The organism is Bacillus sp. PAMC28571, from assembly GCF_014250435.1.
GTDB lineage: Bacteria > Bacillota > Bacilli > Bacillales > Bacillaceae > Bacillus > Bacillus safensis.
The window spans coordinates 2,873,124-2,899,726 of sequence record NZ_CP060191.1; the positions used below are offsets into that span (position 1 = coordinate 2,873,124).

The 26,603-nt window shown below is 42.7% G+C and carries 29 protein-coding genes and 1 tRNA gene; 6 read left to right on the plus strand and 24 right to left on the minus strand.

The annotated features are described in order from the left end of the window. Window positions 1–91: 91 nt before the first annotated feature. Window positions 92–1,261 (minus strand): macrolide family glycosyltransferase, encoded by a 1,170-nt coding sequence (locus H7F25_RS14620; RefSeq protein WP_185853862.1) that lies wholly within the window; start codon window positions 1,259–1,261, stop codon window positions 92–94. 228 nt (window positions 1,262–1,489) lie between these two features. Here H7F25_RS14620 and H7F25_RS14625 point away from each other — a divergent pair, with 228 nt between their 5' ends. Continuing rightward, window positions 1,490–1,672, plus strand: a complete 183-nt coding sequence (locus H7F25_RS14625; RefSeq protein WP_185853863.1) for a hypothetical protein — start codon at window positions 1,490–1,492, stop codon at window positions 1,670–1,672. 206 nt (window positions 1,673–1,878) lie between these two features. Here H7F25_RS14625 and H7F25_RS14630 read toward each other — a convergent pair. After that, window positions 1,879–1,954, minus strand: a tRNA-Arg gene (locus H7F25_RS14630). A 253-nt stretch (window positions 1,955–2,207) separates the two neighbouring features. Between H7F25_RS14630 and clpP the strand changes: the two genes are divergently transcribed. Beyond that, entirely contained in the window at window positions 2,208–2,804 is a 597-nt protein-coding gene (clpP, locus tag H7F25_RS14635) for an ATP-dependent Clp endopeptidase proteolytic subunit ClpP (RefSeq protein WP_024427684.1), read from the plus strand. 60 nt (window positions 2,805–2,864) lie between these two features. Here clpP and H7F25_RS14640 read toward each other — a convergent pair whose 3' ends face one another. Continuing rightward, complete coding sequence (locus tag H7F25_RS14640) at window positions 2,865–3,443, minus strand: LOG family protein (RefSeq protein WP_041107909.1); 579 nt, start codon at window positions 3,441–3,443, stop codon at window positions 2,865–2,867. Between the two features lie 137 nt (window positions 3,444–3,580). Between H7F25_RS14640 and H7F25_RS14645 the strand changes: the two genes are divergently transcribed. Then, window positions 3,581–3,922 carry a MazG nucleotide pyrophosphohydrolase domain-containing protein gene (locus H7F25_RS14645; RefSeq protein WP_044333970.1) on the plus strand — a complete coding sequence of 114 codons (342 nt, stop codon included), beginning with the start codon at window positions 3,581–3,583 and terminating at the stop codon, window positions 3,920–3,922. A 27-nt stretch (window positions 3,923–3,949) separates the two neighbouring features. Here H7F25_RS14645 and H7F25_RS14650 read toward each other — a convergent pair whose 3' ends face one another. Then, entirely contained in the window at window positions 3,950–5,572 is a 1,623-nt protein-coding gene (locus H7F25_RS14650) for a SulP family inorganic anion transporter (protein ID WP_185853864.1), read from the minus strand. Between the two features lie 37 nt (window positions 5,573–5,609). Continuing rightward, complete coding sequence (locus tag H7F25_RS14655; RefSeq protein ID WP_185853865.1) at window positions 5,610–6,191, minus strand: beta-class carbonic anhydrase; 582 nt, start codon at window positions 6,189–6,191, stop codon at window positions 5,610–5,612. Window positions 6,192–6,744: 553 nt separating this feature from the next. Here H7F25_RS14655 and H7F25_RS14660 point away from each other — a divergent pair. Together H7F25_RS14660 and H7F25_RS14665 are read left to right on the plus strand one after the other, a co-directional pair. After that, window positions 6,745–7,722 (plus strand): 2-hydroxyacid dehydrogenase, encoded by a 978-nt coding sequence (locus H7F25_RS14660; RefSeq protein ID WP_073207521.1) that lies wholly within the window; start codon window positions 6,745–6,747, stop codon window positions 7,720–7,722. Between the two features lie 177 nt (window positions 7,723–7,899). Further along, window positions 7,900–8,388 carry a ribonuclease gene (locus tag H7F25_RS14665; RefSeq protein WP_044334262.1) on the plus strand — a complete coding sequence of 163 codons (489 nt, stop codon included), beginning with the start codon at window positions 7,900–7,902 and terminating at the stop codon, window positions 8,386–8,388. Between the two features lie 53 nt (window positions 8,389–8,441). On the opposite strand, the gene H7F25_RS14670 is transcribed toward H7F25_RS14665, so the two are convergent. From H7F25_RS14670 to H7F25_RS14750, 17 genes are all read right to left on the minus strand, one after another. After that, window positions 8,442–9,185: an arylamine N-acetyltransferase family protein gene (locus H7F25_RS14670; RefSeq protein WP_185853866.1), complete on the minus strand. Its 744-nt coding sequence runs from the start codon at window positions 9,183–9,185 to the stop codon at window positions 8,442–8,444. 38 nt (window positions 9,186–9,223) lie between these two features. Continuing rightward, window positions 9,224–9,481: an HPr family phosphocarrier protein gene (locus tag H7F25_RS14675; RefSeq protein ID WP_024423549.1), complete on the minus strand. Its 258-nt coding sequence runs from the start codon at window positions 9,479–9,481 to the stop codon at window positions 9,224–9,226. A 26-nt stretch (window positions 9,482–9,507) separates the two neighbouring features. Then, the gene (gene whiA / locus H7F25_RS14680; RefSeq protein ID WP_003213321.1) at window positions 9,508–10,458 is read right to left on the minus strand and encodes a DNA-binding protein WhiA; all 951 of its coding nucleotides are present in this window, start codon (window positions 10,456–10,458) and stop codon (window positions 9,508–9,510) included. Between the two features lie 17 nt (window positions 10,459–10,475). Beyond that, window positions 10,476–11,435, minus strand: coding sequence for a gluconeogenesis factor YvcK family protein (gene yvcK / locus H7F25_RS14685; RefSeq protein ID WP_024423551.1), 960 nt, complete (start codon window positions 11,433–11,435; stop codon window positions 10,476–10,478). Continuing rightward, window positions 11,436–12,323: an RNase adapter RapZ gene (gene rapZ / locus H7F25_RS14690; protein WP_024423552.1), complete on the minus strand. Its 888-nt coding sequence runs from the start codon at window positions 12,321–12,323 to the stop codon at window positions 11,436–11,438. Window positions 12,324–12,362: 39 nt separating this feature from the next. After that, the gene (locus tag H7F25_RS14695) at window positions 12,363–12,827 is read right to left on the minus strand and encodes an 8-oxo-dGTP diphosphatase (protein ID WP_024423553.1); all 465 of its coding nucleotides are present in this window, start codon (window positions 12,825–12,827) and stop codon (window positions 12,363–12,365) included. A gap of 356 nt (window positions 12,828–13,183) precedes the next feature. Next, entirely contained in the window at window positions 13,184–14,134 is a 951-nt protein-coding gene (trxB, locus tag H7F25_RS14700; RefSeq protein WP_145925736.1) for a thioredoxin-disulfide reductase, read from the minus strand. Between the two features lie 234 nt (window positions 14,135–14,368). Next, window positions 14,369–15,757: a C40 family peptidase gene (locus tag H7F25_RS14705; RefSeq protein ID WP_172880215.1), complete on the minus strand. Its 1,389-nt coding sequence runs from the start codon at window positions 15,755–15,757 to the stop codon at window positions 14,369–14,371. A gap of 364 nt (window positions 15,758–16,121) precedes the next feature. Beyond that, window positions 16,122–17,579, minus strand: coding sequence for a tetratricopeptide repeat protein (locus tag H7F25_RS14710; RefSeq protein WP_151039865.1), 1,458 nt, complete (start codon window positions 17,577–17,579; stop codon window positions 16,122–16,124). Between the two features lie 131 nt (window positions 17,580–17,710). Continuing rightward, a complete protein-coding gene (gene hisIE / locus H7F25_RS14715) occupies window positions 17,711–18,340 on the minus strand; it encodes a bifunctional phosphoribosyl-AMP cyclohydrolase/phosphoribosyl-ATP diphosphatase HisIE (protein WP_024423556.1) in 630 nt (209 codons plus the stop codon). Then, window positions 18,337–19,095 (minus strand): imidazole glycerol phosphate synthase subunit HisF, encoded by a 759-nt coding sequence (gene hisF / locus H7F25_RS14720; RefSeq protein ID WP_034281034.1) that lies wholly within the window; start codon window positions 19,093–19,095, stop codon window positions 18,337–18,339. The genes hisIE and hisF overlap by 4 nt, the downstream gene beginning before the upstream one ends. Beyond that, the gene (gene hisA / locus H7F25_RS14725; protein WP_044334255.1) at window positions 19,092–19,829 is read right to left on the minus strand and encodes a 1-(5-phosphoribosyl)-5-[(5-phosphoribosylamino)methylideneamino]imidazole-4-carboxamide isomerase; all 738 of its coding nucleotides are present in this window, start codon (window positions 19,827–19,829) and stop codon (window positions 19,092–19,094) included. The genes hisF and hisA overlap by 4 nt, the downstream gene beginning before the upstream one ends. Then, window positions 19,826–20,464, minus strand: coding sequence for an imidazole glycerol phosphate synthase subunit HisH (gene hisH, locus H7F25_RS14730; protein ID WP_185853867.1), 639 nt, complete (start codon window positions 20,462–20,464; stop codon window positions 19,826–19,828). The genes hisA and hisH overlap by 4 nt, the downstream gene beginning before the upstream one ends. After that, on the minus strand, window positions 20,464–21,048 hold the full coding sequence (gene hisB, locus H7F25_RS14735) for an imidazoleglycerol-phosphate dehydratase HisB (RefSeq protein WP_088001131.1): 585 nt from the start codon (window positions 21,046–21,048) through the stop codon (window positions 20,464–20,466). Before hisB ends, hisH begins: the two co-directional genes overlap by 1 nt. Next, window positions 21,048–22,334, minus strand: a complete 1,287-nt coding sequence (gene hisD, locus H7F25_RS14740) for a histidinol dehydrogenase (protein WP_185853868.1) — start codon at window positions 22,332–22,334, stop codon at window positions 21,048–21,050. The genes hisB and hisD overlap by 1 nt, the downstream gene beginning before the upstream one ends. Further along, window positions 22,331–22,975 (minus strand): ATP phosphoribosyltransferase, encoded by a 645-nt coding sequence (gene hisG / locus H7F25_RS14745; RefSeq protein WP_095409635.1) that lies wholly within the window; start codon window positions 22,973–22,975, stop codon window positions 22,331–22,333. Before hisG ends, hisD begins: the two co-directional genes overlap by 4 nt. Continuing rightward, a complete protein-coding gene (locus H7F25_RS14750; RefSeq protein WP_103131657.1) occupies window positions 22,968–24,143 on the minus strand; it encodes an ATP phosphoribosyltransferase regulatory subunit in 1,176 nt (391 codons plus the stop codon). Before H7F25_RS14750 ends, hisG begins: the two co-directional genes overlap by 8 nt. A 234-nt stretch (window positions 24,144–24,377) precedes the next feature. On the opposite strand from H7F25_RS14750, the gene H7F25_RS14755 reads away from it, so the two are divergent. After that, window positions 24,378–25,166 carry a C39 family peptidase gene (locus H7F25_RS14755; protein ID WP_185853869.1) on the plus strand — a complete coding sequence of 263 codons (789 nt, stop codon included), beginning with the start codon at window positions 24,378–24,380 and terminating at the stop codon, window positions 25,164–25,166. A 40-nt stretch (window positions 25,167–25,206) separates the two neighbouring features. Here the strand turns inward: H7F25_RS14755 and H7F25_RS14760 are convergent, their stop codons facing one another. Next, entirely contained in the window at window positions 25,207–25,836 is a 630-nt protein-coding gene (locus H7F25_RS14760) for a DsbA family protein (RefSeq protein WP_185853870.1), read from the minus strand. 45 nt (window positions 25,837–25,881) lie between these two features. Then, window positions 25,882–26,523, minus strand: coding sequence for an NAD(P)-dependent oxidoreductase (locus H7F25_RS14765; protein WP_061110127.1), 642 nt, complete (start codon window positions 26,521–26,523; stop codon window positions 25,882–25,884). Window positions 26,524–26,603: the final 80 nt, after the last annotated feature.

The following is a 26,603-nucleotide window of genomic DNA, read 5'->3' on the forward strand; positions in this document are numbered from 1 at the left end:
TAATCATTACGATTATTAATCGAAATGATTACGAATTGAATATTAGCATACAGAAATGGGAAATACAACGTCTTTTCATAAAAAAACAGACTCATGATTGAGTCTGTTTCGCTTGTATAAATTGATCAATCACCTTTAATGCTTTTTCTGTTCCACCTGCTGCTTGGAAGCTTTCTTCAATTTTCTCAATCCCCGCACGGTACGTGTCACTGCCTAAAACCTTCTCAACAGTTTCTCTTAGCTGCTTTGGTGTCAGCTGATCTTTATCAAGTGCACAGGCAGCAGATAATTCGGTCAGTCTTTGTGCCACCATCGGCTGATCTTTGTCGACTGGAATGACGACCATCGGAACGTGATAATGAATCCCTTCATTGACACTATTCATGCCGCCGTGCGTTATAAACACATCTGTCAGTTCGAGCACTTCAAGCTGCGGTACATAAGGCTCGATGAGAAAATGAGCAGGTGCCTTTTTTAAGAGAGATCGATCCACTTTTTCACCTGTTGCGATAATCACTTTTCCGTCAAAGTCTTCGAAAGCATCTATACACATATTAAAAAATGCTTCTGTATCCCCAAGAACGGTGCCCATGGAAATAAAAACGACTTTTTCTTGCTCAAGTGCTTCCAGCGGGAAATCATGCTGGTCGGCTCTTTTTAGAAAGCTCGGTCCAATGAAAACAAACGAATCGTTTAATGAATCAACAGAAGGCTGGAAATATTCACTTGTATAGACGATATTCAGTTCTCCACGGTTTTTCATAAATTGCATCAAACGTGTTGGCTGAACGCCAAAACGCTCTTGTATTTTTTCTAACAGATGATCGGCTTTCTCATCCTTTCTGTATAGCGGTGTATCAAAATGCGCCTCTTGCAGCACAAAAGATGGGTTGGACCCAATGCTCGGAATGTGCAAGTAATCTCGAACAAGCTCCCCTGCCCCAAACATATCAAAGTAAACCAAATCAAATGAATGCTTCTCGGAAAGTGTTTCCACCACCTCTAAAATATCATATGATGTTTGCAGCATGGCATGAAAGAACGGCTGCATAGAATCTAAATCTCCTTCTTCCACATGTAATGTCCGAATATAGTCTGGATGTATATGTACGTGAGCGCCTAAGCGTTTAATTCGTTCCTCATAATGTACAGTTGTGACCGCATGCACTTCATCGCCTCGATCCGCCCATGCTTTAATCATTCCTAACATAGGGTTCACATGTCCTTCAGCTGGAAACGTAATCAATAAAATCTTCGCCACAAGAAATCCCTCCTCATTGTCAATTCTCTTCCATGTTAATCATATACAGCGAACTGGCTCAACAAATACGCCTGAAAAGGGAAGAAATGAGTCTTACGTCCAGTATTTCATGGAGGGACATGAACATAACGCCTTCTCACGAGCAAACATCCAATATAACCCTTTATTATTTATTCTTGTATAATTAGTCATAATATTATTTTCAGCTTCATATTGGAGGGATATTTTATGAAAGTCTTGGAGAAATACAGTTATTTAATTATCATTCTTTGTCTAGCGGCAATGATCGTGACAAACTTCACTGTGAATGACAATACATTAAAAAATACTGTATCCGTGATTGGATTTGTCATTGTTCTTCTTACAATTATACCTGCGGCTATTTACAGGAAAGGCCAGAAAGGCAGGTAACTCCTTTATAGCAATAACCCCCACTCTTATGTTAAGAGTGGGGGTTATTTTATTATATTCGGATAGATGTTGCTGTGTTGCAACCAGATCATTTTTTCACTTCCCTCACCCTAATGAACGATAAACCCGAATGAACACAAAAAAACCTCTCTCCATATGAAGAGGGGTTCATGAAAGACCTTTATCATCGTAAGCAAGGTCAAGTACGCGCTCGGAGGGATTCGAACCCCCGGCAGACGTGGTACCGGAAACCACCGCTCTATCCAACTGAGCTACGAGCGCACGATATGTTTTTTGAACGTCAGCATATCAAATTATAAGGGAAATGCTGCAAGAAAGCAATGATTAATCATTCGTCATGATGATGTATTTTCTTACTTTGTATTCATACACTAATATGATGGTTTGAAGTGAAATGATTTTGGGGAAAATGGATAGGGGTATTTGAATTTAGGTCAGCGTTTTGTTTGACCTTTATTGACCAAAAATGTATCATTGAATTACATACTTACCTAAAAGGTGAAGGAGGAACATTATGAATTTAATACCTACAGTCATTGAGCAAACAAATCGTGGGGAAAGAGCTTACGACATTTATTCTCGTCTTTTAAAAGACCGTATTATCATGCTTGGTTCTGCGATCGATGACAATGTTGCCAACTCCATCGTGTCACAGCTGCTTTTCTTAGAAGCTGAAGATCCAGAAAAAGATATTTCTATCTACATTAACAGCCCTGGCGGTTCAATCACAGCTGGTATGGCCATTTATGATACGATGCAATTTATTAAACCAAAGGTATCAACTATTTGTATTGGTATGGCTGCATCTATGGGTGCGTTCCTGCTTGCTGCTGGTGAAAAAGGTAAGCGTTATGCTCTTCCAAACAGTGAAGTCATGATTCACCAACCACTCGGCGGTGCCCAAGGTCAAGCAACAGAAATTGAAATTGCGGCAAAACGAATCCTTTCTTTACGCGATAAACTGAACCAAGTACTTGCTGAACGTACTGGTCAGCCAATTGAAGTCATTGAGCGCGATACAGATCGTGACAACTTCAAAACAGCGGAAGAAGCACTTCAATACGGACTCATTGACAAAGTCTTGACCCGTAATACAGAAGACCAAAAATAATGATCACAACACAAACCGTCTGTTCCTTGAACAGACGGTTTTTTGTGATTGACATATACTTTAAGACAGCTCCGTCCATTTCTGCTGAAGAGACGGTGTTTGATAAGAAGCCATCTGCGTGATTAATTCCTCCGGTTCACTCGAAGCATGTAACAATTGAAGGTGTGATTCATTCGAAAAACCTTCCTGTACACTGAATTTCACCATGTCTATGAGTGGATTGAAGTAGTCATTTACTTGATACAATCCAATTGGCTTTTGATGGATGCCGATTTGTGCCCAGCACAGCACCTCAAATAATTCTTCATATGTACCAAAGCCGCCTGGCATCGCAATAAACCCATCGGCCAGCTCGCTCATTTTTGCTTTTCGTTCATGCATGCCTGTTACCTCAATTAGCTCTGTCAGCTCTTGATGCACGACTTCTCCTCTAAAAAGCCCCTTAGGCATGACCCCGATCACTTGCCCGCCATGTCTCATGACCTCATCGGCAATCGCGCCCATTAACCCAATACGCGATCCGCCGTAAACAAGACGAATGCCCTGCTTCGCCATATAAGCACCCAGCTCTACAGCCTTTTGTTTATAGACATCATTTACACCTGGATTCGAACCAGCAAACACACAAATCGTTTTCATCAAAACAGCCCCATCTCTCTCTATGATTTCTTCACCCACTCATTCTACTATAATGATTTGTAAAGAAACAGCCGTTTCTTCTATATATAGTGTAAAATCAAAAGAGTGAACACCATATAAGGAGCTGTATAGAGAGAATGCAAACAACTGAGATGGAGAAGTGGATCAAGTATTTTTATCAAACGAGAAATTGGACAGAATACGGACCGTTTATCCGGTTAGGCTTCTTAATGGAAGAAACGGGAGAACTCGCTCGCGCTGTTAGAGCAATAGAAATCGGACGAGACCGGCCTGATGAGCAGAGACAGGAATCATCTGAGCTGAAGAAAGAACTCATTGAAGAAATGGGAGATGTTTTAGCAAATCTCCTCATTTTAGCGGATCAATATGATGTCACAGTAGAAGAGATCTTCAGCGCTCATCAACAAAAACTCACAAAGCGTTTTTCTGGAGAAAAAGAGCCAGTAAAAAACACGTGACCAAGCTGTCACGTGTTTTTTTACGCCTTAAAGATGCTGTGGTGAGATGTCATCCGTTCGTTCAAAGAAATGCTGTTTTCCAATATGATGGAATAGACCTGTTCGATGCAAAAGCTCCTTAGGCTGTGATTGAAGTCCAACGATCATCAGCTTTCCATTATGATGCTTTAACCGATTGGAGATATTCATTAGAACCGCTTCTGCCGATGTGTCCATATAATTGACTTTATTCATAAGCAGAATGAGCGTTTTCGGTTTTGTTTGAACATGATCCAATATCGAATTTTCTAATGAATCTGTTGTTCCGAAAAAGAGCGGCCCTTCAATGGAATACATACTGATCCCTTTCTCCTCTGTCTGTTTTTCTAAAGCAGCTGCTGTTTCCATTTGAGGAACGGCGACATTTGTATGAATATTGGTCGTCTGGCTCATTTTTTTGATAAAGGCGATAAACGCTAAAATGAGACCAGCAGTGACGCCAATAATCAAATCACCGATCACTGTGAGCAGGAAGGTCACGACCAGTACAAGCGAATCAGCATTTTTCACTTTCAAAATATTGACAAACTCTTTTCTCTCACTCATATTCCAAGCAACAAACATTAAAATCGGTGCCATTGCAGCAAGTGGAATCATCGACGCATACGGCGCAAATACCATTAAGATCAGCAAGACGACAACGCCATGCACCACACCAGAAATCGGACTTGCCCCGCCATTTTTTATGTTCGTTGCCGTTCGGGCAATAGCTCCCGTCGCTGGAATTCCTCCGAAAAGCGGTCCCGCCATATTGGCAATTCCTTGCCCCACAAGCTCTTTATTGCTGTCATGCTTAGAGCCTTTCATATTATCAGCGACCATTGCGGATAAAATCGATTCCACGCCGCCTAAAAGCGCAATGACAATTGCTGGAGGCAGGAGGTATATCATTTTTTCAATCGTCAATTCAGGAAAAGCGAAGGTTGGCAGCTGACGAGGGATTTCACCATATGCAGAGCCAATCGTTTCAACTTGTCCTTGAAAAAAGAGAACGGCTAGAAACGTAGAAGCCAATAAACCTAATAGAGCACCAGGTATTTTGGGAATGTATTTTTGTGCCGCCAAAATCACGATGAGCCCGATGACGGCTGTGACAATGGCGAGACTGTTTGTGGTACCAAGATGGACCACGATTTCTCTCATATTGAGGAAAAAGCTTTCATGTTTTTCAACACCCTTTAATCCGAGGAAGTTGGCAATCTGTCCTGAAAAAATAATGACAGCAATGCCAGCAGTAAAACCGATGATAACCGGACGAGGAATAAATTTCATGAGCTTTCCTAGTTTGAATATTCCGAATAATACAAGCATACAGCCTGCCATAAAACCGGCAATGAGCAAGTTTTCAATACCGTACTGGCTGACGATCCCGAATAAAATTGGAACAAACGCCCCGGTCGGCCCGCCGATCTGATACTTTGAACCACCAAACAATGAAATCAAAATGCCGGCAACGATGACTGTGTATAATCCATATTCTGGTCCGACACCAGATGCAATGGCAAATGCCATGCCTAAAGGAATTGCCACAACGCCCACGACAAGCCCAGCGATTAAATCGCGTCTAAACTTTGATGAATTGTACCCTTCAAATCTTCCATAAAAACGCATGGTATGTGTTGGCCTCCTTCAAGTATGTGTAGATGATTTAGGTATACTGTGGGTCAATTTGTTTGTCTTTTACTACGATATCCAGCTTTCCTGTCGCTGGGTGAATCACCAGTCCATGAATTGCCACATCACTTGGCATCAGTGGATGCTCTTTCACTAATTTCACACTTTGGGCCACGCTTTCTTCAACTGAATCAAAGCCTGTCAGCCAGCCCTTTAAATCAACTCCTGAGTTTTTCACAATGCTTAAGCATTTCTCTTCGATTCCGCGTGCTTTCGCCTTTTCAAGTAAAGGGTCCGCCGCAAGACCTGCCATTCCGCATTCATGATGCCCTACAATGCATACTTCCTCTGCCTTTAGCTCATAGATAGCTAGCAGGATACTCCGCATCACACTGCCGAACGGATGTGTCACGATGGCGCCTGCATTCTTAATGATTTTTGCATCCCCATTGCGCAGACCCATAGATTGCGGCAATAATTCCAAAAGACGGGTATCCATGCACGTTAAAATAACCAGTTTTTTCTCAGGAAATTTACCCGCTTTGTAAGGCTCATAATGTCTCTCATTCACAAACTCTGAATTGTGCTGAAGAATCTGTTCTAATTTTGACTCCATTTTGCCATCTCCCATCTTTTTTTAAGTAACGTAAGCTCGTGTCTGTCCTCCTTTTCTTTCTTGTGTTCTCAAGAATAGAGAAGAAAAATGATAGAAAAAAAAGAAAAAAATGAGAAAACGATGAGAAGAAATATCATCATTTTCTCTATTTTACGCTGCATCCCAACGGCTTCGCGGGTTTGTTTTCAATCTATTGTTCTCATCACACCAAAAGACAATAAAATGGTTTAGTAGAAAATGATCATCCCGTTTAATACATTTCAAATATAATAAATTTTCTATCAAAAAGTCTCGATCTATTTTCCAGTTTGTCAGATAATCTCTCGTAAATTTTTGCAATTTCACATGTCTCATCTACTATCAGTTTATTTTTATATAGATGAAAAATGCATCAGATGGCATAAGAATCTACTTTTTCACTAAGAAAATGTCTTTCTTTACCGTTATTTCAGTATATTAAATATTGAGCTGCTAACATTCAAACGTGTTCTGCCGAAATCGTTGCTTTATAATAAAAGGAGTAAGATGACCATGTGAAAGGAGCGAATTGACTGTGACACCACACATTTTTGTCGCCAAACCCTTACCTGCCTCTTTTGAGGAAATGCTAAAGGAACATTGTACATACGAGGTTTGGCAATCCAAAGACCCTATTCCAAGAGACATGTTGTTTGAGAAGCTGCAGCACGCTGATGGTCTTTTAACGTCTGGAACGAAAATCGATCAAGAGCTGTTAGATCACGCACCAAAACTCAAGGTGGTGAGCAATAACTCTGTCGGCTATGACAATTTTGATATAGAAGCGATGAGGCAAAGAGGCGTGATTGGTACGCATACTCCTTATACGCTCGATCATACCGTGGCTGACCTTGCCTTTTCGCTCATTCTCTCCTCTGCGCGAAGAATCGCCGAGCTTGACCGTTTTATCCGTGAAGGAAAATGGACAAAATTCGTACAGGAAGAAGAGATCTTTGGCATCGACGTACATCACCAAACGCTCGGTATTATTGGTATGGGACGTATCGGAGAACAAGTGGCCAAACGGGCAGCACATGGTTTTGATATGAACGTTCTTTATCATAACCGAAGCCGGAATGAAAAGGCTGAATCGGCGTATGGCGCTGTCTATTGTGCACTTGATGATCTTTTAAAACAAGCTGATATCATCGTGTTGATTACACCGCTGACCGAGGAAACATATCATATGATTGGGGAACGAGAATTGAAGTTAATGAAGCAAACGGCTTTATTTGTAAACATTTCCCGCGGGAAAACAGTGGATGAAAAAAGCCTCATTCAAGCACTTCAGAAAGGATGGATCAAAGGTGCTGGTCTTGATGTGTATGAGCAGGAACCGCTTCAAGAGGATCATCCTTTCAAAGAGATGAACAATGTCACCCTAGCTCCTCACATCGGTTCCGCTACTGAAACAACAAGGGATCTCATGCTGAAACGAGCCATTCATAATGTGATTCATGGAATAGATGGGAAGGCGCCTGTTGATGTTGTGAAGGAGCTTGCTTCATCTTGAACAGCAAAGACGCAGAAACTGCGTCTTTTTATTTATTTCTTTAGGAGACATCAGGAGAAAAGACTCATTTTAGCAAAGATCCTGATTCTTTACATTTCCTTCATGTTCGGGTGCTATAATATGAGCTAGACAAGCATCAAGAGGACGGCATCCGATTTCCTTAATAGGAGGATGAAGATGAAAAGATTGAGTTCGGTTTTTACTATGTTCGCTCTGATCGCTACTATTCTGTTTTCTGGATTTGTCCCGCAGCAAGCTCATGCAGAAACACCTCTTACACCAACAGCCACAACTGAAACTGCTTCTATTCAGCTCACGCCAGATGTGCGCACCCTTGCCGTCATTAATACGTTTGATGGTGTAGCAGATTATTTAATTCGCTACAAACGACTGCCTGATAACTACATTACGAAATCACAAGCAAGTGCTCTCGGATGGGTGGCATCTAAGGGAAATCTAGCCGAGGTGGCGCCAGGTAAAAGCATTGGTGGAGATATTTTCTCAAACCGGGAGGGACGTCTTCCTTCAGCAAGCGGCCGAACATGGCGTGAGGCAGACATCAACTACGTTTCAGGCTTCCGCAATGCAGACCGTCTTGTGTATTCAAGCGACTGGCTCATTTACAAAACAACAGACCATTATGCGACTTTCACACGTATTCGATAATCAATAAAAAAGACAGCCCTATTTGATCTGGGGCTGTCTTTTCATATGGTGGTTTACGGTATAAGCTTTTTTACGTAATCCTCAAAAGGAATCGGAAGCGGCTTTTTCGACACTTCTTCGTGTTCATGTGTGGTGACATGATCCTCAGTAACGATCACACGTCCTGTTGGCGTGAGCTTTGACGCAAGCGGTCTTTTGTTAAATGGAGAGAATTCATTTTCATAAATCTCGTGTCTCATTTGGGCTAATACAGACTCGTCCACCTCGTTCAATGTGAAAGCATAGCCTGTTTCAGCGCCATCTCCCTTATCTAATTGGAGCAGATGTGTCCCTTTTTCGGTTTCCTCAGCTTTGACGCGAAACCGCATTGACGCTCCTTTCACCCAATCTCCTGTAAAAGGCACAGGCTGAAGAGGTAAATTCACACCAAATCCCGCATCAATGAGGAAGCGTTCACTGTGATGCTTCAACATGATGGCTACGTGCGTGCCATCAATTGCCCACGTATCCGCTTCTTTGTTATACACTGTGCCTTGAAGAAGCTGTACAGAGAGCCCTGCCTCTTTTAACACATAGTATAAGAGAGGATTGAGATCGTAACAAAGACCTCCTCGGTTTTCTTCAAGTAGATGCTGCTTCAACCCTTCTTGATTTAAAGCGTAGGATTGTTTGTTCAAAACAGATCTATTTTCGAATGGAAAGGTATAGGCCATTTTTTTTAATAATACAGGCAAGTCTTTAAAGGTGATGGACTGGCCTTCATATCCGATCTTCTGTAAAAAAGCTGATTGAATCATGACATTCCCTCCTAAAAAAACTGAGCCTTTGAAGAGACTCAGTTTTCTTGATTGATAAAATCTGTTAACGCCTCAATGGCTTCTTGTTCATCCGCACCATCTGCAATCAGTGTGACAGTAACCCCAGAGCTGATCGCAAGACTCATGAGACCCATAATGCTTTTCGCATTGACTTTTTTCCCATCTTTCTCTAGAAAAATATCAGCACCAAAGCGATTGGCTTCTTGTACGAACAAAGCAGCTGGACGTGCCTGCAAGCCTGTTTTCAGCTGGATGGTGACCGTTTTTTCCACCATATGATCTGCCTCCCTTTTTCATTCTCCTATTTGAGTGTTACAGCTTGTCCGTTTCGTAATTGTTCTGCGATTTGATCTAGCTTTCTTAAGCGATGGTTAATCCCTGACTTGCTGATCTTGCCGCTTTCCACCATTTCTCCAAGTTCCTTCAGCGTGACCTCTTGATAGTCGACTCGCAGTTTGGCAATTTCACGAAGCTTATCCGGCAGGGCATCAAGTCCAATTTTTTCATCAATGAATTGGATGTTCTCGACCTGACGCAGTGATGCACCAATCGTTTTATTCAAGTTTGCTGTTTCACAATTGACGAGCCGGTTGACGGAGTTCCTCATATCTCGGACGATTCTCACATCTTCAAACCGGAGCAGTGAGTTATGAGCGCCCACAACACTTAGGAATTCCGTGATTTTTTCTGCTTCCTTCATGTACGTAATGTACCCTTTTTTGCGCTCAAGTGTTTTACTATTGAGATGAAATTGATTCATCAGCTCACAAAGAGCATCATTATGTTCTTTATATAGTGAAAAAATCTCAAGGTGATAGGAGGACGTTTCTGGGTTATTCACAGAACCGCCTGCTAAAAAAGCACCTCTCATATAGGAGCGCTTGCAGCATCTTTTCTTCACAAGCTCTTCTGAAATATTGCGCTCAAATACAAATTGCTCACCTAATATTTTCAAATCCTCTAAAATGGTTTTCGCTCGTTCTACCAGTCTGACAATATACACGTTATTCTTTTTCAATCTCATTTTTTTACGGACGAGCAGTTCGACTGTCACATCGTATTTCTTTTTGAGCAGCGTATAAATCCGTCTTGCAATGGCTGCGTTCTCTGTCTGTATATCTAAAATCAATTTTCGATTAGAGAAAGATAATGAACCGTTCATACGGATGAGGGCAGAAAGCTCTGCTTTTGTGCAGCAGTCCTTCACGTCCAGATTAGTCAGCTCTTTTTTTGTTTCGGATGCAAATGACATCCTTGCCACCCCCATTCCTATTTTTTCTGCTGCAGCAGATCGACAAGCAGCGAGGCTACTTTCAGCGTGTCATGACGAATGACATGCTGGTCATATGTAATGATTTCTCCTGGAATCACTTCTAGTCCCATTGCTTTCAGTGCATCTGTGTCGAATTGGACAGGCTGTGCCTGTTCTTCTGCATATTTTGCTTTGATTTCTTCTGGAATTTCTTTATTGTTCACAAAAATCGTATCGATAAATGGACGATCCATATGATCATTTAATGCCTGCACATGATCAGCTGCACTGTAGGAAAGCGTTTCCCCCGGCTGCGTCATGACATTGCATATATACACTTTTTTCGCCTTAGAGCGAATCACTTCTTCTCCAATATGCGGGACAAGCAAGTTTGGCAAAATACTCGTATACAGGCTGCCAGGCCCAATGACGATTAAATCCGCCTCACGAATGACTTGAATGGATTCTGGCAGTGGTTCAATCGTATCGGGTGTGAGGAAAACTCGTTTAATTCGCTCACCATAGGTGGGAATTTTCGATTCTCCTGTCACCATTTGCCCATTTTCTAATTCCGCATGAAGAACAACACTTGAATTTGCTGCTGGCAATACTTTTCCTCTCACATTTAAAACCTTGCTCATTTCAGTGACGGCATGAAAAAAATCACCGGTTATATTTGTCATGGCCGCAAGAATGAGGTTGCCGAGTGAGTGGCCTGTTAAGTCATTCCCTTTGTTAAAACGGTGCTGAAATAAATCTTCTACAAGCGGTTCAACATCAGAGAGAGCCGCAAGGACATTTCGAATATCACCTGGAGGGGGAATATTCAAATCATGCCGCAGTCTGCCTGAGCTGCCTCCGTCATCAGCAACCGTTACTATAGCGGTAATGTCCACCGGCTTCGTTTTAAGCCCTCTGAGCAAAACAGATAAGCCAGTGCCGCCGCCAAGAATGACCACCTTTGGTAGTGTCGTCATCTATTTTCTGCTTCTCTTTTCAATGTCCCGGTGAGTGACATGTGTATAGTAATCGTTTTTAAAATACTCCGATAAATAGTTGGCCAGTGTCACAGATCGATGCTGTCCGCCTGTACAGCCGATGGCAATCACAAGCTGGCTTTTTCCTTCTCGTTTATAGGACGGAAGCATAAAGCTGAGGAGATCGATTAATTTCTCTGTGAATTTTTGTGTTTCAGTCCATTTCATCACATAGGAGCGCACTTCTTCATCGTTTCCAGTCTGTGGACGCATGCTCTCAATATAGTAAGGATTCGGCAGGAATCTCACGTCAAAGACAAGATCAGCATCAATCGGCAGACCGTATTTAAAGCCAAAGGACATCACGTTTACTGTAAACACCTGCCCCTGATTCGTGGCAAAGTGCGTGACAATTTTTTCTCGCAGCTGTTTTGGTTTTAAATCCGATGTATCAAAAATCATTTGAGACCGGCCTTTTAACTCCTCTAACAGCTCGCGCTCCATTGCAATTCCTTCAAGCGGCAAACCTGTTGTCGCAAGGGGATGCGAACGTCTCGTTTCTTTGTATCTTGAGACAAGTACCTTATCATTTGCATCTAAAAATAGAATCCTTGGCGTGATCCAGTCAAGATCACTCATTTCATCTAACGCGGCAATTAAGCTGTCAAAAAATTCGCGTCCGCGCAAATCCATCACAAGAGCGACCTTGCTCATCTTGGAATTCGATTCCTTCATGAGCTCTAAGAACTTCGGTAAAAGTGATGGCGGCAGGTTATCAACACAAAAGTAGCCTAAATCTTCAAAGCTTTGAATGGCGACGGTTTTCCCCGCACCTGACATTCCTGTAATAATCACAAGCTGAATATCTTCTTGTTTGTGTGTATTCATGCCTGCTTCCTCTCCTTCTTTATGAAAACGGTTCATGTATTATTCTCCCTGAGGATCTAACCGATAAGCAATCAGCTCAAAATCGGGTGTATACGTAAAAGTGCCGTGCAGAAGTCCTTTTCCTTTAAGCATGAAATCAAGAATATGGGAATCTCCTGGGGCCATCGGCAAATGAGGCACATCCTTTACGTCATGCCACTTTAAAATGCCTTCCTCTGACTCTGTTACGTTTTTTCCGGTAAATGAATCTGCCATAAAGGTGAACATCATCCACTCTTGAACGATTTGATCGCCTTCTTTTATGATAAAGGTAAAAACACCTTTTAGCTGCGGATTTAAAATATAAATACCTGTTTCTTCTCTATATTCTCGAACGACTGAATCCTTGACCGATTCTCCGCTTTCCATCTTGCCGCCCGGCGCTACCCACCAGCCCCGTCTTGGCTTTTGCAGCAAGAGAACTTGATCTTCGTGATGCAGCACACAATTGGTTACTCGTTGCATCAGCTGTCACCTACTCTTTTATGTCTTTAACTTATTATACAGGTTCAACCTGACTCCCACAATGAACATGCCCGTTCTTCCCCGAAAACAGACCGGTTTTCGTTTGAATCGTGTAACGGGCCATTTCTCTACTCTTTATTTTACAGCATCTAACGGTTCTCCATGCGTCATTTGTGAACATCTCGTGAATTTCTGATTTTAGGCAAAAAAAAGACACGGATTCACATCCGTGCCAAACATGTATTCCTTATAAAAGGGGGTCAATTACTAGCTTTATCATAACGGAAAATTATTTCACCCGTGTTACATTCCAGTTAAAAGCCCATGACGCTATATTAAGGATTTACGACAGCCTTTTATTTCGTTGCTTTGAGTTTTTCAGCAAGCTCTTCTACATAATGCTGTGCGCTTTGTGCTGCAATACTTCCGTCACCTGTTGCTGTCACAATTTGACGAAGTGTTTTTTCTCGAATGTCACCAGCGGCGAAAATACCTTCCACTCTCGTTTCCATTCTTTCGTTTGTCTCGATGTAGCCTTCTTTATTTGTAATGCCGAGATTTTCAAATGGTTTAGACAGTGGCAGCATGCCGATATAGATAAAGGCGCCGTCTGTTTTAAAGACTTCTTCTTCACCAGTCACCGTATCAACCAATGTCACACTGCCGACTTTCCCGTTTTCTTCATTGATCTGTTTGACGGTTTTGTTCCACTTGAAGTCAATTTTTTCATTATCAAAGGCGCGCGCTTGTAAAATGCTTTGTGCACGAAGTTTATCGCGTCTATGGATAATCGTTACTTTAGAAGCGAAGCGTGTGAGATACACACCCTCTTCTACCGCAGAATCACCGCCGCCGATGACGACAAGCTCTTTGTTTTTAAAGAAAGCCCCGTCACATACTGCACAATATGATACGCCGCGGCCGCCAAGTTCTTTTTCACCTGGTGCACCGATTTTTTTGTATTCAGCCCCTGCCGCGATAATGACAGAGCGTCCTTTGTATTCTTTTGAGCCGGCTTTGACGATTTTATATTCTTCACCGTTCACGATTTCTTTAATATCGCCATATGCATACTCTGCACCGAATTTCTTCGCATGCTCAAACATTTTATTTGAAAGTTCCGGCCCTAAAATACTTTCAAAGCCAGGATAGTTCTCGACATCTTCCGTATTCGCCATTTGTCCGCCTGGAATTCCTCTTTCAATCATTAATGTTGAAAGATTTCCCCGTGATGTATAAACAGCGGCTGTCATTCCGGCAGGACCCGCTCCAATGATGATCGTATCGTAGATTTTTTCTTCTGACACAACTGTCACTCCCTCTTCAATTGCTGCTCGCATTTCTTATTAGAATGCCCTTGGGTGATGCTTCCATTCATGACAGATAGCATCATTTCCACTCTTAGCTTTTATTCCTTACCCATATCCTATTAAATCTGCGGGGAATAAGCGAATCATTTGCTCATATCTTCAAAAAAAGAAAAAGCTTCCTTAAACTGCTGTTTAAGGAAGCCTGTTTACGGTTATATAAAAAGTAATGATTTATTCAACGACTCTTCTTACAACGCCATTGAAAGCTTTTTTCCAGTATACGTTGTTCATTGAGTCAACTGAAACACCGCGAGAGCTGTTATCGTTCAAGAATGAACCGTTTCCTAAGTAAATACCAACGTGTCCATTTACTTTATACGTATCAAAGAACACAAGGTCTCCGCGTTTCATGTCAGATGCACTTACAGCTCTTCCTTTACCCACAAGTGTATCTGTTGTTGTACCGCCAACTGGTCCAAGGTTGATGCCTGCTGATGCAAATGCCCAGCGAACGAATGAAGAACAGTCAAAACGACGTGCGTCAATATCGGCTTGTGATCTGCCGCCGCCCCATTTATATGGAGATTGTCCAACAATCGTAGAACCTGTGCTGATCGCACCTTCAATTCCGCCTACGTTACTGCTGACAGGTGATCCACCGCCAGAAGATGGCTTCTTGCTTGGTGCACTGCTGTTGCTGTTATTGTTGTCATTAGAAGATGATCCACTGTTACTTGAAGACGGGCTGCTATCGTTATTTGAGCTGTTGTCTTCCACTTGGACACTAGCTTGACGCTGCTGCTGTTGTCTTTGCGCTTTTTCTTCTTTTGCTTTTTGAGCTGCTTCTCTTGCTTCTTTTTCAGCTTGTTTTTGTGCAGCGATTGTTGCGTCTTTTTCAGATGCAATGCTGTTAGCCTCACTGTTTAACTCGCTGATTTCAGAAAAAGCACTTCCTTTTTGCTTTTTCACTTGCTTGAATAGCTTGTCTTTTTCATCAAGCTGCTTATTCAAGTCTGATTGAAGCGTTTCAAGCTTTGCAAGTGTGTTTTGCACATTTTCAAGCTTTGTGTTTAATTCGTTTTCAGACTTTTGAAGTTCTGCTTTGTCTTTTTCCTGCTCTTTAATGATTTCACTGTCTGCGTTGATCAGTGTCGATACTGCACCTGCACGGCTGATGAAATCGCTAAAGCTTTTTGCTCCTAGTAATACATCTATGTATTTCGTAGAACCGCCGCTCTCTTGAAGGGCACGTACACGCTTTTTCAAGAACTCGTTTCTTTCTTCAATACGTTTTTCTGTATCAGCAATTTCTTTTTTCAGTGCTTTGATTTCTTTTTTTGTTTTTTCATTTTCTTTTTGTTTTTCTTCGATTTGATCACTTGTTTTTAAAGCTTTCTCATCAATATCTTTAAGCTTTTGTGCAAGTGCCTCTTGTTTTGCTTCAAGCTTTGAAAGCTCTTCTTTTTTCTTTTGAAGGTTCTTGTTTACCTCAGATTGCTTGCTGTCTAGTTCTTGTTTCTTTTGTTCAAAGTTCTGTGCGTTTGCTTCATGCGTAAATGGAATAAATAAACCGCTCGCTCCGATCACCGAAGCTAAACCAAAAGTAATAAACTTTTTCACGAATAGTTCCTCCTTTGACAATTTCCCAAGCGACATTAGAAAGCAGCAAATTCTCTGCGATCAATCTGTGCTCTCTATGTCTTTTTTCCTGATTGTTCAGTCAGATGTTGACCAGATTGTTTCTATCACTAGGTGTTTCATTATGTATAGTAAAATATTTAAATATCTATCTTTGTTTTAATCCACGAGTTTCATTATACATGAGACATCGACAAAATGAGCTAATATTTTTATTACATTTATGTTTCAAAAACATGTCGTGATTGTCATACTTCGCCAATTCCTTGCAAATCCCACCTTTTTATCCAAGAAAAAAGCATGACCTTTTCGGCCATGCTGGGATGTTCTGAATCTATTTACCTATTTAATCGATTAACGTACAGATCTCTCGTTCGTATTTAGACAGTGTTTGAACACTGATCTGAAAAGCGGACGCAACATCTTTTTTGCTGACAGCTGCTTCTTGTTCATTCATCCATAGATAATAAGATGCTGCTGCCCAGGCAGGTGCATTTTTCTTATCAATACCAGAAGCACGTGCCTGCTGAATAATATGGAATAACCAAAAATAAGGCATATGGCTGTCAGGCTGAACGGCTTCCTCCAGACTGGATGCCGCCTGTTTTGCAAAAACTGCATCTTCTGAAAAAGACTTTTCTTTCATTTCATCTTCATATAAAAGCAGTTCTATGAATTGCTGTTCAAAGGCCGTTTTCGCTGCGCGTGCATCAAGGACAGACTGCAGAACGTCACGTTCCCCTTTTTGTTTACTGACATAGTACGCAGTCAGCCGTTCCTCAATCGAGACCATTGGCTCAGTCACCTCAGGTTTATCCTGCCACGGCTTGATTTCATCTGCATCGATATCTTCTTCGACCATCTTATCCCAAACCGTTTGGGCGAGCGTCTTGTGGCCTGTATGATAGGCTGCGCTTGCAAGCCAGTATAAAAATGTACTATCTCCTTGAAAACCTGTTTTGTACAAAGAATAAAGCCATTTAAAGGCCCATTCAAATTCTCCCACAAGGGCAAATGTTGCACCAAGCTTATAACGCTGTTCACTTAGTATTGGATACACGTGCGTTAATTGCTTTGCTAACACATTGACCTTTTCTTCTTCTTTTTCATAATGGTAGAAGACTAGCTGATTGCAAAGGGCATGCAGATTACCGGGATTTTCATGAAGGACCCGGTTCAACATTTCTTTCGCCTGATGGATTCGGCCAGAATAAAAATAGGCCAAAGCGAGATTATTATACGCCGACCAAAATTCTGGATACTCAACAATCATCTGTTCCAGCATCTCAATGGCTTCATCGAGTCTGCCGCTTTCTAGCAAATGGTTTGCTTGATCCTGCTTCACAATCAGGTCATCCTGATCATAAGGAAAATCTTCGTCCTCTTCGTCGCTCATATCGAGCAGGTCAAGAAGGTCGTCATTTTCATCCGCAAATTCCCCGTTCTCTTCCAGCGCGGCATAAGCAGTAGCTGCTTTATATGCCTCTTGAAACAGTCCGAGATTCGCATAATTATTGGCTTTAAAATAGTGGCACTCAGACATGTTTTCATCGATGTGTTCAAGGATAAAATCAAGCAGTTCGTTTGATTGCTGGTAATGACCCATTTCAGTATAAATAATGGCAAGCTGTGACAGCATTTCTACATTTTCAGGCTCAAGTACGATGGCCCGCTGTATCAGCTTACTTGCCCTAGACAGATTTCTTTCTCTATATGCTTTAAGACCTTTATGAAAAAAGTAATGCCCATCTTGAAATAGCTGGACGACTTGTGTGTGATTATTTTGAGAAGTGTATTTACTCACCGATACCCTCCATTTCGAACAGTGTACCGTGTGTAGTATAACATACTTCACTAGTCGTCACATAGAACAAAAGGAAAGGAAGGATTTGTTTTTCATTTAAAAGTAAAAAGCCTGGGATATCCCCCGGCTTTTCATTCACCTTGATGACGTTTTTTTAATACCTTTAATACATCATCAAGCGGCAATTGCTGTTCACGTAATAATACAAGAAGATGATAGAGGAGGTCAGCAGTTTCCCATTTCAATTCTTCTTGATCCCGGTTTTTCGCTGCAATGATCACCTCAGACGCCTCTTCCCCTACCTTTTTCAGGATTTTATCGACCCCTTTTTCAAATAGATAGGTTGTATAAGCCCCTTCTGGCATTTCCGCCTGACGCTTTGCAATGACCTGTTCAAGTTCATTTAATATCGCAAAACGTTCCTGCTCTTCGCTAAGGCGTTTCACGCCTTCTTCCGAGAAACAGCTATAGCTGCCAGTATGGCAGGCTGGGCCGCTTGGCGCGACAAGGACAAGCAGAGCGTCCTTGTCACAGTCATATCGAATAGAAATCACTTGCTGGGTATGTCCAGAGGTGGCGCCTTTATGCCAAAGCTCGTTTCTCGACCGGCTATAAAACCATGTTTCACCTGTCTCCAGCGTTTTTTCATAGGATTCTTGATTCATATATGCAAGCGTCAATACTTCCTTACTTTGAGCATCCTGTACAATCGCAGGAATCAGGCCTGCTTCATTAAAGGTTAATTCATTTGCCTGTTTCATCTGACCTTCACCCCGTGTTCTCTCAAATATGTCTTCACCTCATGAATGGAGGTTTCTTTATAATGGAAAATGGAGGCTGCTAATGCTGCATCAGCTTCTCCTTTTGTAAAGGCCTCGAGCATATGCTGAGCATTGCCAGCGCCGCCAGAAGCGATCACTGGCACATTGACCGCCTCTGATACAAGCTTTGTCAATCGATGATCAAAGCCTGTCTTTTCACCATCAGCATCCATACTTGTCAGCAAAATCTCTCCTGCCCCTCTCTGCACAGCTTCCTTCGCCCAGTCGCTGACCTCTAAATCAGTTTGACGGCGTCCTCCGTGTGTATAGACCATATATGCTTTTTTCTCTTCATCGTATTTTGCATCAATTGCGACAACGATACACTGGGAGCCAAAAAAGTCAGCACCTTCTGAAATCAGTTCCGGTCTTAACACAGCTGCTGTGTTGACAGATACTTTGTCTGCACCCGCTCTTAATATACGCTTCATGTCATCAAGGTGGTTAATCCCGCCACCCACCGTAAATGGTATCGCAAGCGTAGACGCGACTTGTTTGACCACATCCACCATCGTTTTCCGGCCTTCATGAGAAGCAGAAATATCAAGAAAGACGAGTTCATCCGCCCCTTCCTCATCATAGATCTGCGCCAACTCAACCGGATCACCAGCATCTTTTAAGCCAAGGAATTGCACCCCTTTGACAACACGCCCTTCCTTCACATCAAGACATGGAATGATTCGTTTTGTCATCATATGCGGTCAAGCCCTTCAAATGCTTCTGCTAAAGTAAACTGCTTTGTGTAAAGTGCCTTTCCAACGATCGCACCAGACACACCAGACTGTTTTTGCGCTGACAGCTTTTGAAGATCAGCTACTGCGCTGACACCACCTGAAGCAATCACTTGTTTGCCGGTTGCTTCTGCTAAGCGAACCGTGCTTTCTACATTGGGACCAGAAAGCATGCCATCCATTTGAATATCGGTGAAAATAAAGACCTCTGCGCCTTCCTTTGCCAATTCCCTGCCGAGTTCCTCTGCCTTCACTTTAGACGTTTCAAGCCATCCTTCAGTCGATACAAAGCCATTTCGCGCATCAATCCCAATTGCGATTTTCTCTCCATATTGCGCCAGCATTTTTTTCACAAAGGCTGGGTTCGAAACAGCTGAGCTGCCGAGAATCACTCTATCTACGCCGTTCTTTAAATAAAAGGCAACGTCTTCTTCTGTCCGAATACCGCCGCCGATTTGTACCTTCACATCTAAGGAAGAAGCAATCGCCAGCACATGCTCATGATTGACACGTTTCCCTGCTTTTGCACCATCTAGATCCACAAGATGAATCCATGCTGCTCCATCCTTCGCAAATTGCGCGGCCATGTCGAGCGGTGAATCTCCATAAATGGTTTCTTGATCATAATCTCCTTGCACAAGACGTACACATTTGCCATTTCTCATATCAATCGCCGGATATAATGTAAACTCACTCATTTGCTCACCCTCTGTTCGTTTGCTAATTGAATAAATTGTTTGAGCAGCGCCATTCCCGTTGTACTGCTTTTTTCAGGGTGAAACTGTGCTCCAAGCACATTTCCCTTGCCAACAACAGCTGGTACTTGAACACCATAGTCCGCGCTTGCTAATTGCTCATCTGGATTCATATCGCTCACATAATAAGAGTGAACAAAGTACGCAAATCCTTCTGGTACACCGTCAAACAATGGGGAGGGCTGATGAAATGTGAGCTCATTCCAGCCCATATGAGGTACCTTCAGCCTTTGCCCGTCCTGATCACGATCCTTTAAAAGAACAACACGCCCTTTTAACAGCCCCAATCCTTTTGTGCGGCCTGCCTCTTCACTTTCTTCAAATAACAGCTGCATGCCAAGGCAAATGCCGAATAACAGCTTTCCTTCCTGCACAACTTGGTGAATAAACGCCTCAAGTCCTGTCTGTTTTAACAGCTGCATTGCATCACGAAACGAACCGACCCCGGGCAAAATATAAGCATCTGCTTTTTTCAGCTCCTCCACATCAGAGGAGACGATATAGCGGGCACCTGCTCGTTCCAGTGCTTTTGATACGCTGAACAAATTTCCCATTCCGTAATCAATGACTCCGATCATTAGAGCATCCCCTTTGTTGAAGGAATTCCTTTCACACGTGGATCAATGGTTGTTGCTTCATCTAAGGCACGTGCCATCGCTTTAAAAATGGCTTCAATCATATGGTGTGTATTGGTTCCGTAGTGAACAATGACATGAAGGTTGATCCGGGCTTCAAGTGCAAATTTCCACAGAAACTCATGTACTAGCTCTGTATCAAAGGTACCAACCTTTTGACTCGGAAAAGCCGCTCTCATTTCCAAATGAGGACGGTTGCTTAAGTCGACCACGACCTGGGCAAGTGTTTCATCCATCGGAACAAAGCTGGAGCCATACCGCTTAATCCCTTTTTTATCGCCTAACGCTTCCTTAAACATTTGCCCAAGTACAATGCCGATATCTTCTGTTGTGTGGTGATCATCAACATCCGTATCTCCTTTCGCATCGACGGTCAAATTAAAGTGTCCATGCTTCGTAAATAAATCAAGCATGTGCGTCATGAAAGGGACATCTGTTTGAATATCCGCTTTTCCTTCTCCATCAATTTCTAGCGCTAATGAAATGTTCGTTTCATTTGTTTTTCTCGCTGTTTCCGCCTGTCTCATTACGATTCCTCCCGCTTTCTCGCTTCAATTGACCTTGCATGTGCTTCAAGCCCTTCTAATCTGGCAAAAGCTGCAATGCTTTCCCGGTGTGTTTCAAAGGCCTCTTGACTATATGAAATAATGCTCGTTTTCTTTTGAAAATCAGTCACACCAAGCGGGCTGGAGAATCGAGCTGTTCCGTTTGTTGGCAGCACATGATTCGGCCCTGCAAAATAATCGCCCACCGGCTCTGGACTATAGCGTCCCAAGAAAATTGCGCCAGCATGCTTGATTTGACCAAGAAGTGATTCTGGGTATGCTGTCAGCACCTCTAAGTGCTCTGGTGCTAATTGATTGATGACGTCTACTGCACGATCGATGGATTCTGTCACGTAAATACGGCCATGATCTTGTATGGATTGTACTGCGATTGATTTTCTCGGCAAAGTATCCAGCTGCTTTCTGACTTCAGCCTGCACGCTTTCAGCAAGTGTCTTAGACGGTGTTACCAAAATACTAGATGCCAGCGCATCATGCTCTGCCTGCGAAAGTAAATCCGCCGCTACCTCATGTGCGACTGCTGTTTCGTCTGCTAGCACTGCAATTTCACTTGGACCTGCAATCATATCAATGTCTACCTGACCAAATACTTCCCGCTTTGCCAGCGCGACATAAATGTTGCCTGGACCTGTGATTTTATCAACGGGCTTGATGCTTTCCGTTCCATAGGCAAGTGCCGCAACCGCCTGGGCTCCGCCCATTTTATACATCTCAGAAATACCAAGCTCCTTCGCAGCAACCAGTACAGCGTCTGAAAGACGGCCATCTTTCCCAGGGGGTGTCACAAGTACGATTCGTTCAACGCCAGCGACTAGCGCAGGGATCACATTCATTAATACAGATGATGGATAGGCAGCTGTTCCACCAGGGACATACACACCTACTGCATCAAGCGGTGTTACTTTTTGTCCAAGCATTGAGCCGTCCTTTTGGTGATAAAACCAAGAGGACGTCAGCTGGCGCTCGTGGTATGTGCGAATATGCTTGATAGCCGTTTGAATAATTTGAACCATCTCTTTGTCCAAGCGGTCGCAGGCTTTTGCCATTTCATCTTCTGTGACAAGCGGATCTTCAATCAACACACCGTCAAATTGCTTTGTAAAAGACCGTACAGCATCATCACCATTTGTTCTTACTTCTTGTATAATGCGCTGAACAGCCTGACGCTGCTCTTCTGTTCCTGTATCTAAAGACCGTTTGAGTGAGAGAGTATCTGTCTCACCTTCTTGTAGATAGGTGATGTTCATGATGATTCCTCCCCTTCTCCAATGATTTTTGCAAGACGCTGCGCCATTTCATCGATCACCGTATCCTTCATCCTATAGCTCACAGGATTAACAATAAAGCGTGACGTGATATCACAAATATGCTCCGTTTCCACAAGTCCATTTTCTTTTAATGTTTGACCTGTAGAGACAATATCTACAATGCGATCGGCAAGCCCAATGAGCGGTGCTAATTCTATGGAACCATTCAGCTTAATGATCTCCACCTGCTCCCCTTGCTCTCTAAAATAGGATGATGCGACATTTGGGTACTTTGTTGCCACACGCGGTGCGACACCACCCCAGCTCGCTCCTGGTAAGCCAGCAACAGCTAAATGACATTTACTGATGTTTAAATCGAGCACTTCGTACACATCACGAGCTTCTTCGAGCATGACATCCTTCCCTGCAATGCCAACATCCGCCACGCCGTGCTCTACGTAGGTGGTCACATCCATTGGCTTGGCTAAAATAAAGCGGAGGTTTTCTTCTGGTACATCAATGATTAATTTTCTTGAATCCTCGAATTCCTCTGGCAGCTGGTACCCCGCCTGTCTTAACAGCCCTGCTGCTTCTTCAAATATCCGGCCCTTTGGCATCGCCATCGTCAACACTTTACCCATTCCGCTCTTCCTTTCTAGCGCCGATAAAATAAGTCACCTGTTCAAATGCCTTGGTCATCGCGTCAATATTTTCAATCCCCGCTAAGTCTTGCAGGACGATCTTTTTCCCTTTTGACCGCTCCTTTTCTGCAAAAGCAAAGGCTTCAAGTCTTTGTTCTTTACTAAAAATCACAGCCTCCTGCGACTCAATGATTTCTTTTGCATCGAGCGCTTCAAGAAGACGGTCTAGTCGAAGTCCGAACCCTGTAGCTGGCGCGGGTGCATCAAAATGAGCAAGCAATTGATCATATCTCCCGCCGCTTCCGATGACCGACCCAACATGATCTGCAAATACTTCAAACAAAATACCCGTATAATAGCTCATATGACTCACCATGCTTAAATCTAAACGGATATATTCTGTACAGCCGTAATCTTCAAGTGTCTCCCAAAGCGACTTTAACTGTGCGAGCACCTCTTTTCCTTCTTGTGAAACGACGATTTCCTCTGCCCGCTCTATAACCTCTTGGCCGCCTCTTAACTCTAAAAGCTGTAACAGCCTCGTTTTATCGATGGAGGAAAGCGGTAATTGTTTCACATGCTGACGGTATCCCACATAATTCTTTTCATATAAGAAGCGGCGAAGGACGTTTGCACGCTCTGTATTTCCGAGTACATCGACAAACAACGTTTCTGCTAAAGCGACATGCCCGATCGCGATTTTGAAGGACCTTAGCCCGGCATTTTTTAATGCAAATACGGCAAGCGCGATGACTTCAGCATCTGCACTAATTGAACCATCACCAATCAATTCAATTCCGACCTGCTCAAACTCTGACGGCCTTCCGCCTTCTCTCTCCTGAGCACGGAACACATTGGCTGCATACCCAACACGAAGCGGATACGCCTGTTCATGAAGCTTAGAAGCCGCCACCCTTGCAATCGGACCTGTCATATCAGGTCTCAGCACTAGAGTTTGCCCGTTTTGATCAAGAAGCTTAAAAAGCTGTGTATCAGTAATCGCCGATTGAACACCGACTGTATCGTAAAATTCAAGTGTTGGTGTCTCCATCAAACGGAAACCCCAACCAGTCATGACCTCTGTTAAGGAATGCCTCACTTTTTTCTTCGTCTCATACAATCCAGGTAATGAATCCCGCATACCATATGGTTTCTCAAACATAAACATGTTTCTTCCGCACCTCCAACACATTAAAACAAAAAATTCCGAATCCTTTAGTTCGCTAATATGATAATATGCTAACAAAATAAAGTGATTAAATCAATCATTTTTATTTCTCCCTATTTTCATCAACATATTCTGGAATTATTACATTCAAGTGACACCTGTGCCTTTTCTGTATGTTCGATGAAGGAACGTGCTATAATACTTAAAAATATTGAATAACACAGGAGATTAACAGTGAAGTTCATCCAGACATTCATCTTAACTTTGTTGTGCGCATGTCTTGTTTATTTCGGCTTTATATACGTTTCACAAATCGATCAAGTCAAGAAAACAGCTGCGCCGCAAAAAGCAGCAAAAGAAAACGATACAGCACTTGCGGCTGAAGAAACTCGTTCAACGAAAAAAGCAGAAACCACACATCATTCATTAAAAGGAAGCAAAAAAGCCATGGACGTCATTCTCTACAATCAAATGGATGCGCCAAGGCTTTATAACGGATGTGAAGTCACGAGCTTAGCGATGCTGCTTCATTACAGCGGCTATGAGCAAGTAACGAAGAACACATTGGCAAATGAAATCAAACGCGTTCCGCTCAATTATGAAAATGGCTTAAAAGGAGACCCTCATGACGGGTTTGTAGGCGATATGGAGAATGGACCGGGTCTTGGGGTTTACCACGAACCGATTTATCAGCTTGCGAAAAAATACGCGGGCGATCAAGTAGTCGACTTAACTGGAAAGCCTGTTAAAAAGGCCATCTATCAATCCCTTGAAAAAGGCTATCCTGTCTGGGTGATTACGACATCCACCTTTGACAAAACAGATAACATCGAAACATGGAATACACCAAATGGCAAAATAGATGTAAGCTTTAATGTGCATAGCGTGGTCATCACAGGCTATGACAAGGAGCATGTCTACTTGAATAACCCCTATGGAGAAAAGAATCAAAAAGTCGACCGTGATCAATTTGAAGATTCTTGGGAACAGATGGGCAGTCAGGCGATTATCATTAAAGCGTAAAAAAACAACCTCTATTCACGTAGAGGTTGTTTTTATTGCTTCATTTTCCTAGTAATTCCTTCAGGCGGTCTTCAAGCTTTTCAGCTGTCATCGCACCTCCGCCCAGGCTGAAGTATTCCCCTCTTTTTAATAAAAGTGTAGGATAGCCGTTCACATGAAGTTGATGAACCTTGGCAAAGTCGGCATACGCATCATTCATCGCTTCTTTTGTTTTCATGCGTTCTATGACTGCGTCAGGATCAAGATGATGCGCCAAAGCGATCTCCCGATACGTTTCTTCATCACTCAGGCTTTTTCCGTCTTGATAAAAAGCCTTTTGCATCGATGAAGCCAAGGACAATGCGTGCTCAGGTGCGATGGATCTTAATGCAGAAAAACCAATGGCCGCAGCCTCAGAGTCTAAAAGAAACGTTCCGTTTGCTAACAGCTTCTGATAACGTTCACCAAACTCGACACCAGTCAGCTGACTAATACGCTGATTTGCTTCTGGAATGTGTGGATAATCCTTTATTGGAAGACTTCTTTCTCCTACAAATAAACCACCCGACACAAGTGTTAATGATATCTCCGGATGATTTTCATGCAAAGTGCGGATACTGTTTGAAAATCCATAACACCAGCCACAATACGCATCCCATACATAGATGAAAGACAATTCTTGTTCATTCATACGTTAGACTCCCTATTTATCATTTTTAGGCGGCCGTGAAACTGCTTATTCAGCTTCAGATACAACGGTAAAACGTTCTCCAACATGGGCTGCCTGCTCCACCTCATCAACCAGCGCAATGGCGTAGTCAGCATAGCTCACATAGCTGTCACCTTTAGAATTGACAATCAGATGGTCTTTCCCTTTCACATAAGAACCTGTACGTTTGCCAGCTGGATTAAAGAATGCAGCTGGGCTGAGGAAGGTCCATTTTAATCCCTCTGTCTGTTGAAGATCTTTTAGGTTTTCTCCTTGCTGTGAAGCCGTAGCAGCATATTCTTTAGGAAACTCTGGTGTGTCCACTAGTCTTGTTGTTTTCGCCTCATCTACAAATAGACTTCCTGCTCCGCCCACAACGATCAAACGAGTCTCAGGAGCCTCTTTTAAAATATCGATCAGCTTTTTCCCAGCTTCTACGTGAAGATGCTCTTTTCCAGCAGGTGCGCCAAATGCATTTACAATCACATCAAAGCCTTTGATGTCTTCTGCTTGCAAGTGAAACACATCCTTCTCAAGAACAGCTAGAGATGAATCTGTCACCTTTTGTGCATCACGGACGATTGCCGTTACTTCATGTCCTCTTGATTGAGCCTCTTTCACAATTTCTTGTCCTGCTTTACCTGTTGCGCCAATAATTCCAATTTTCATGTTAACTCCTCCTGCAATATGATTTTATGTTGATAAAGAAAGGTGTAACTAATACGGTTACAACAGAGGTAAAAAAAATT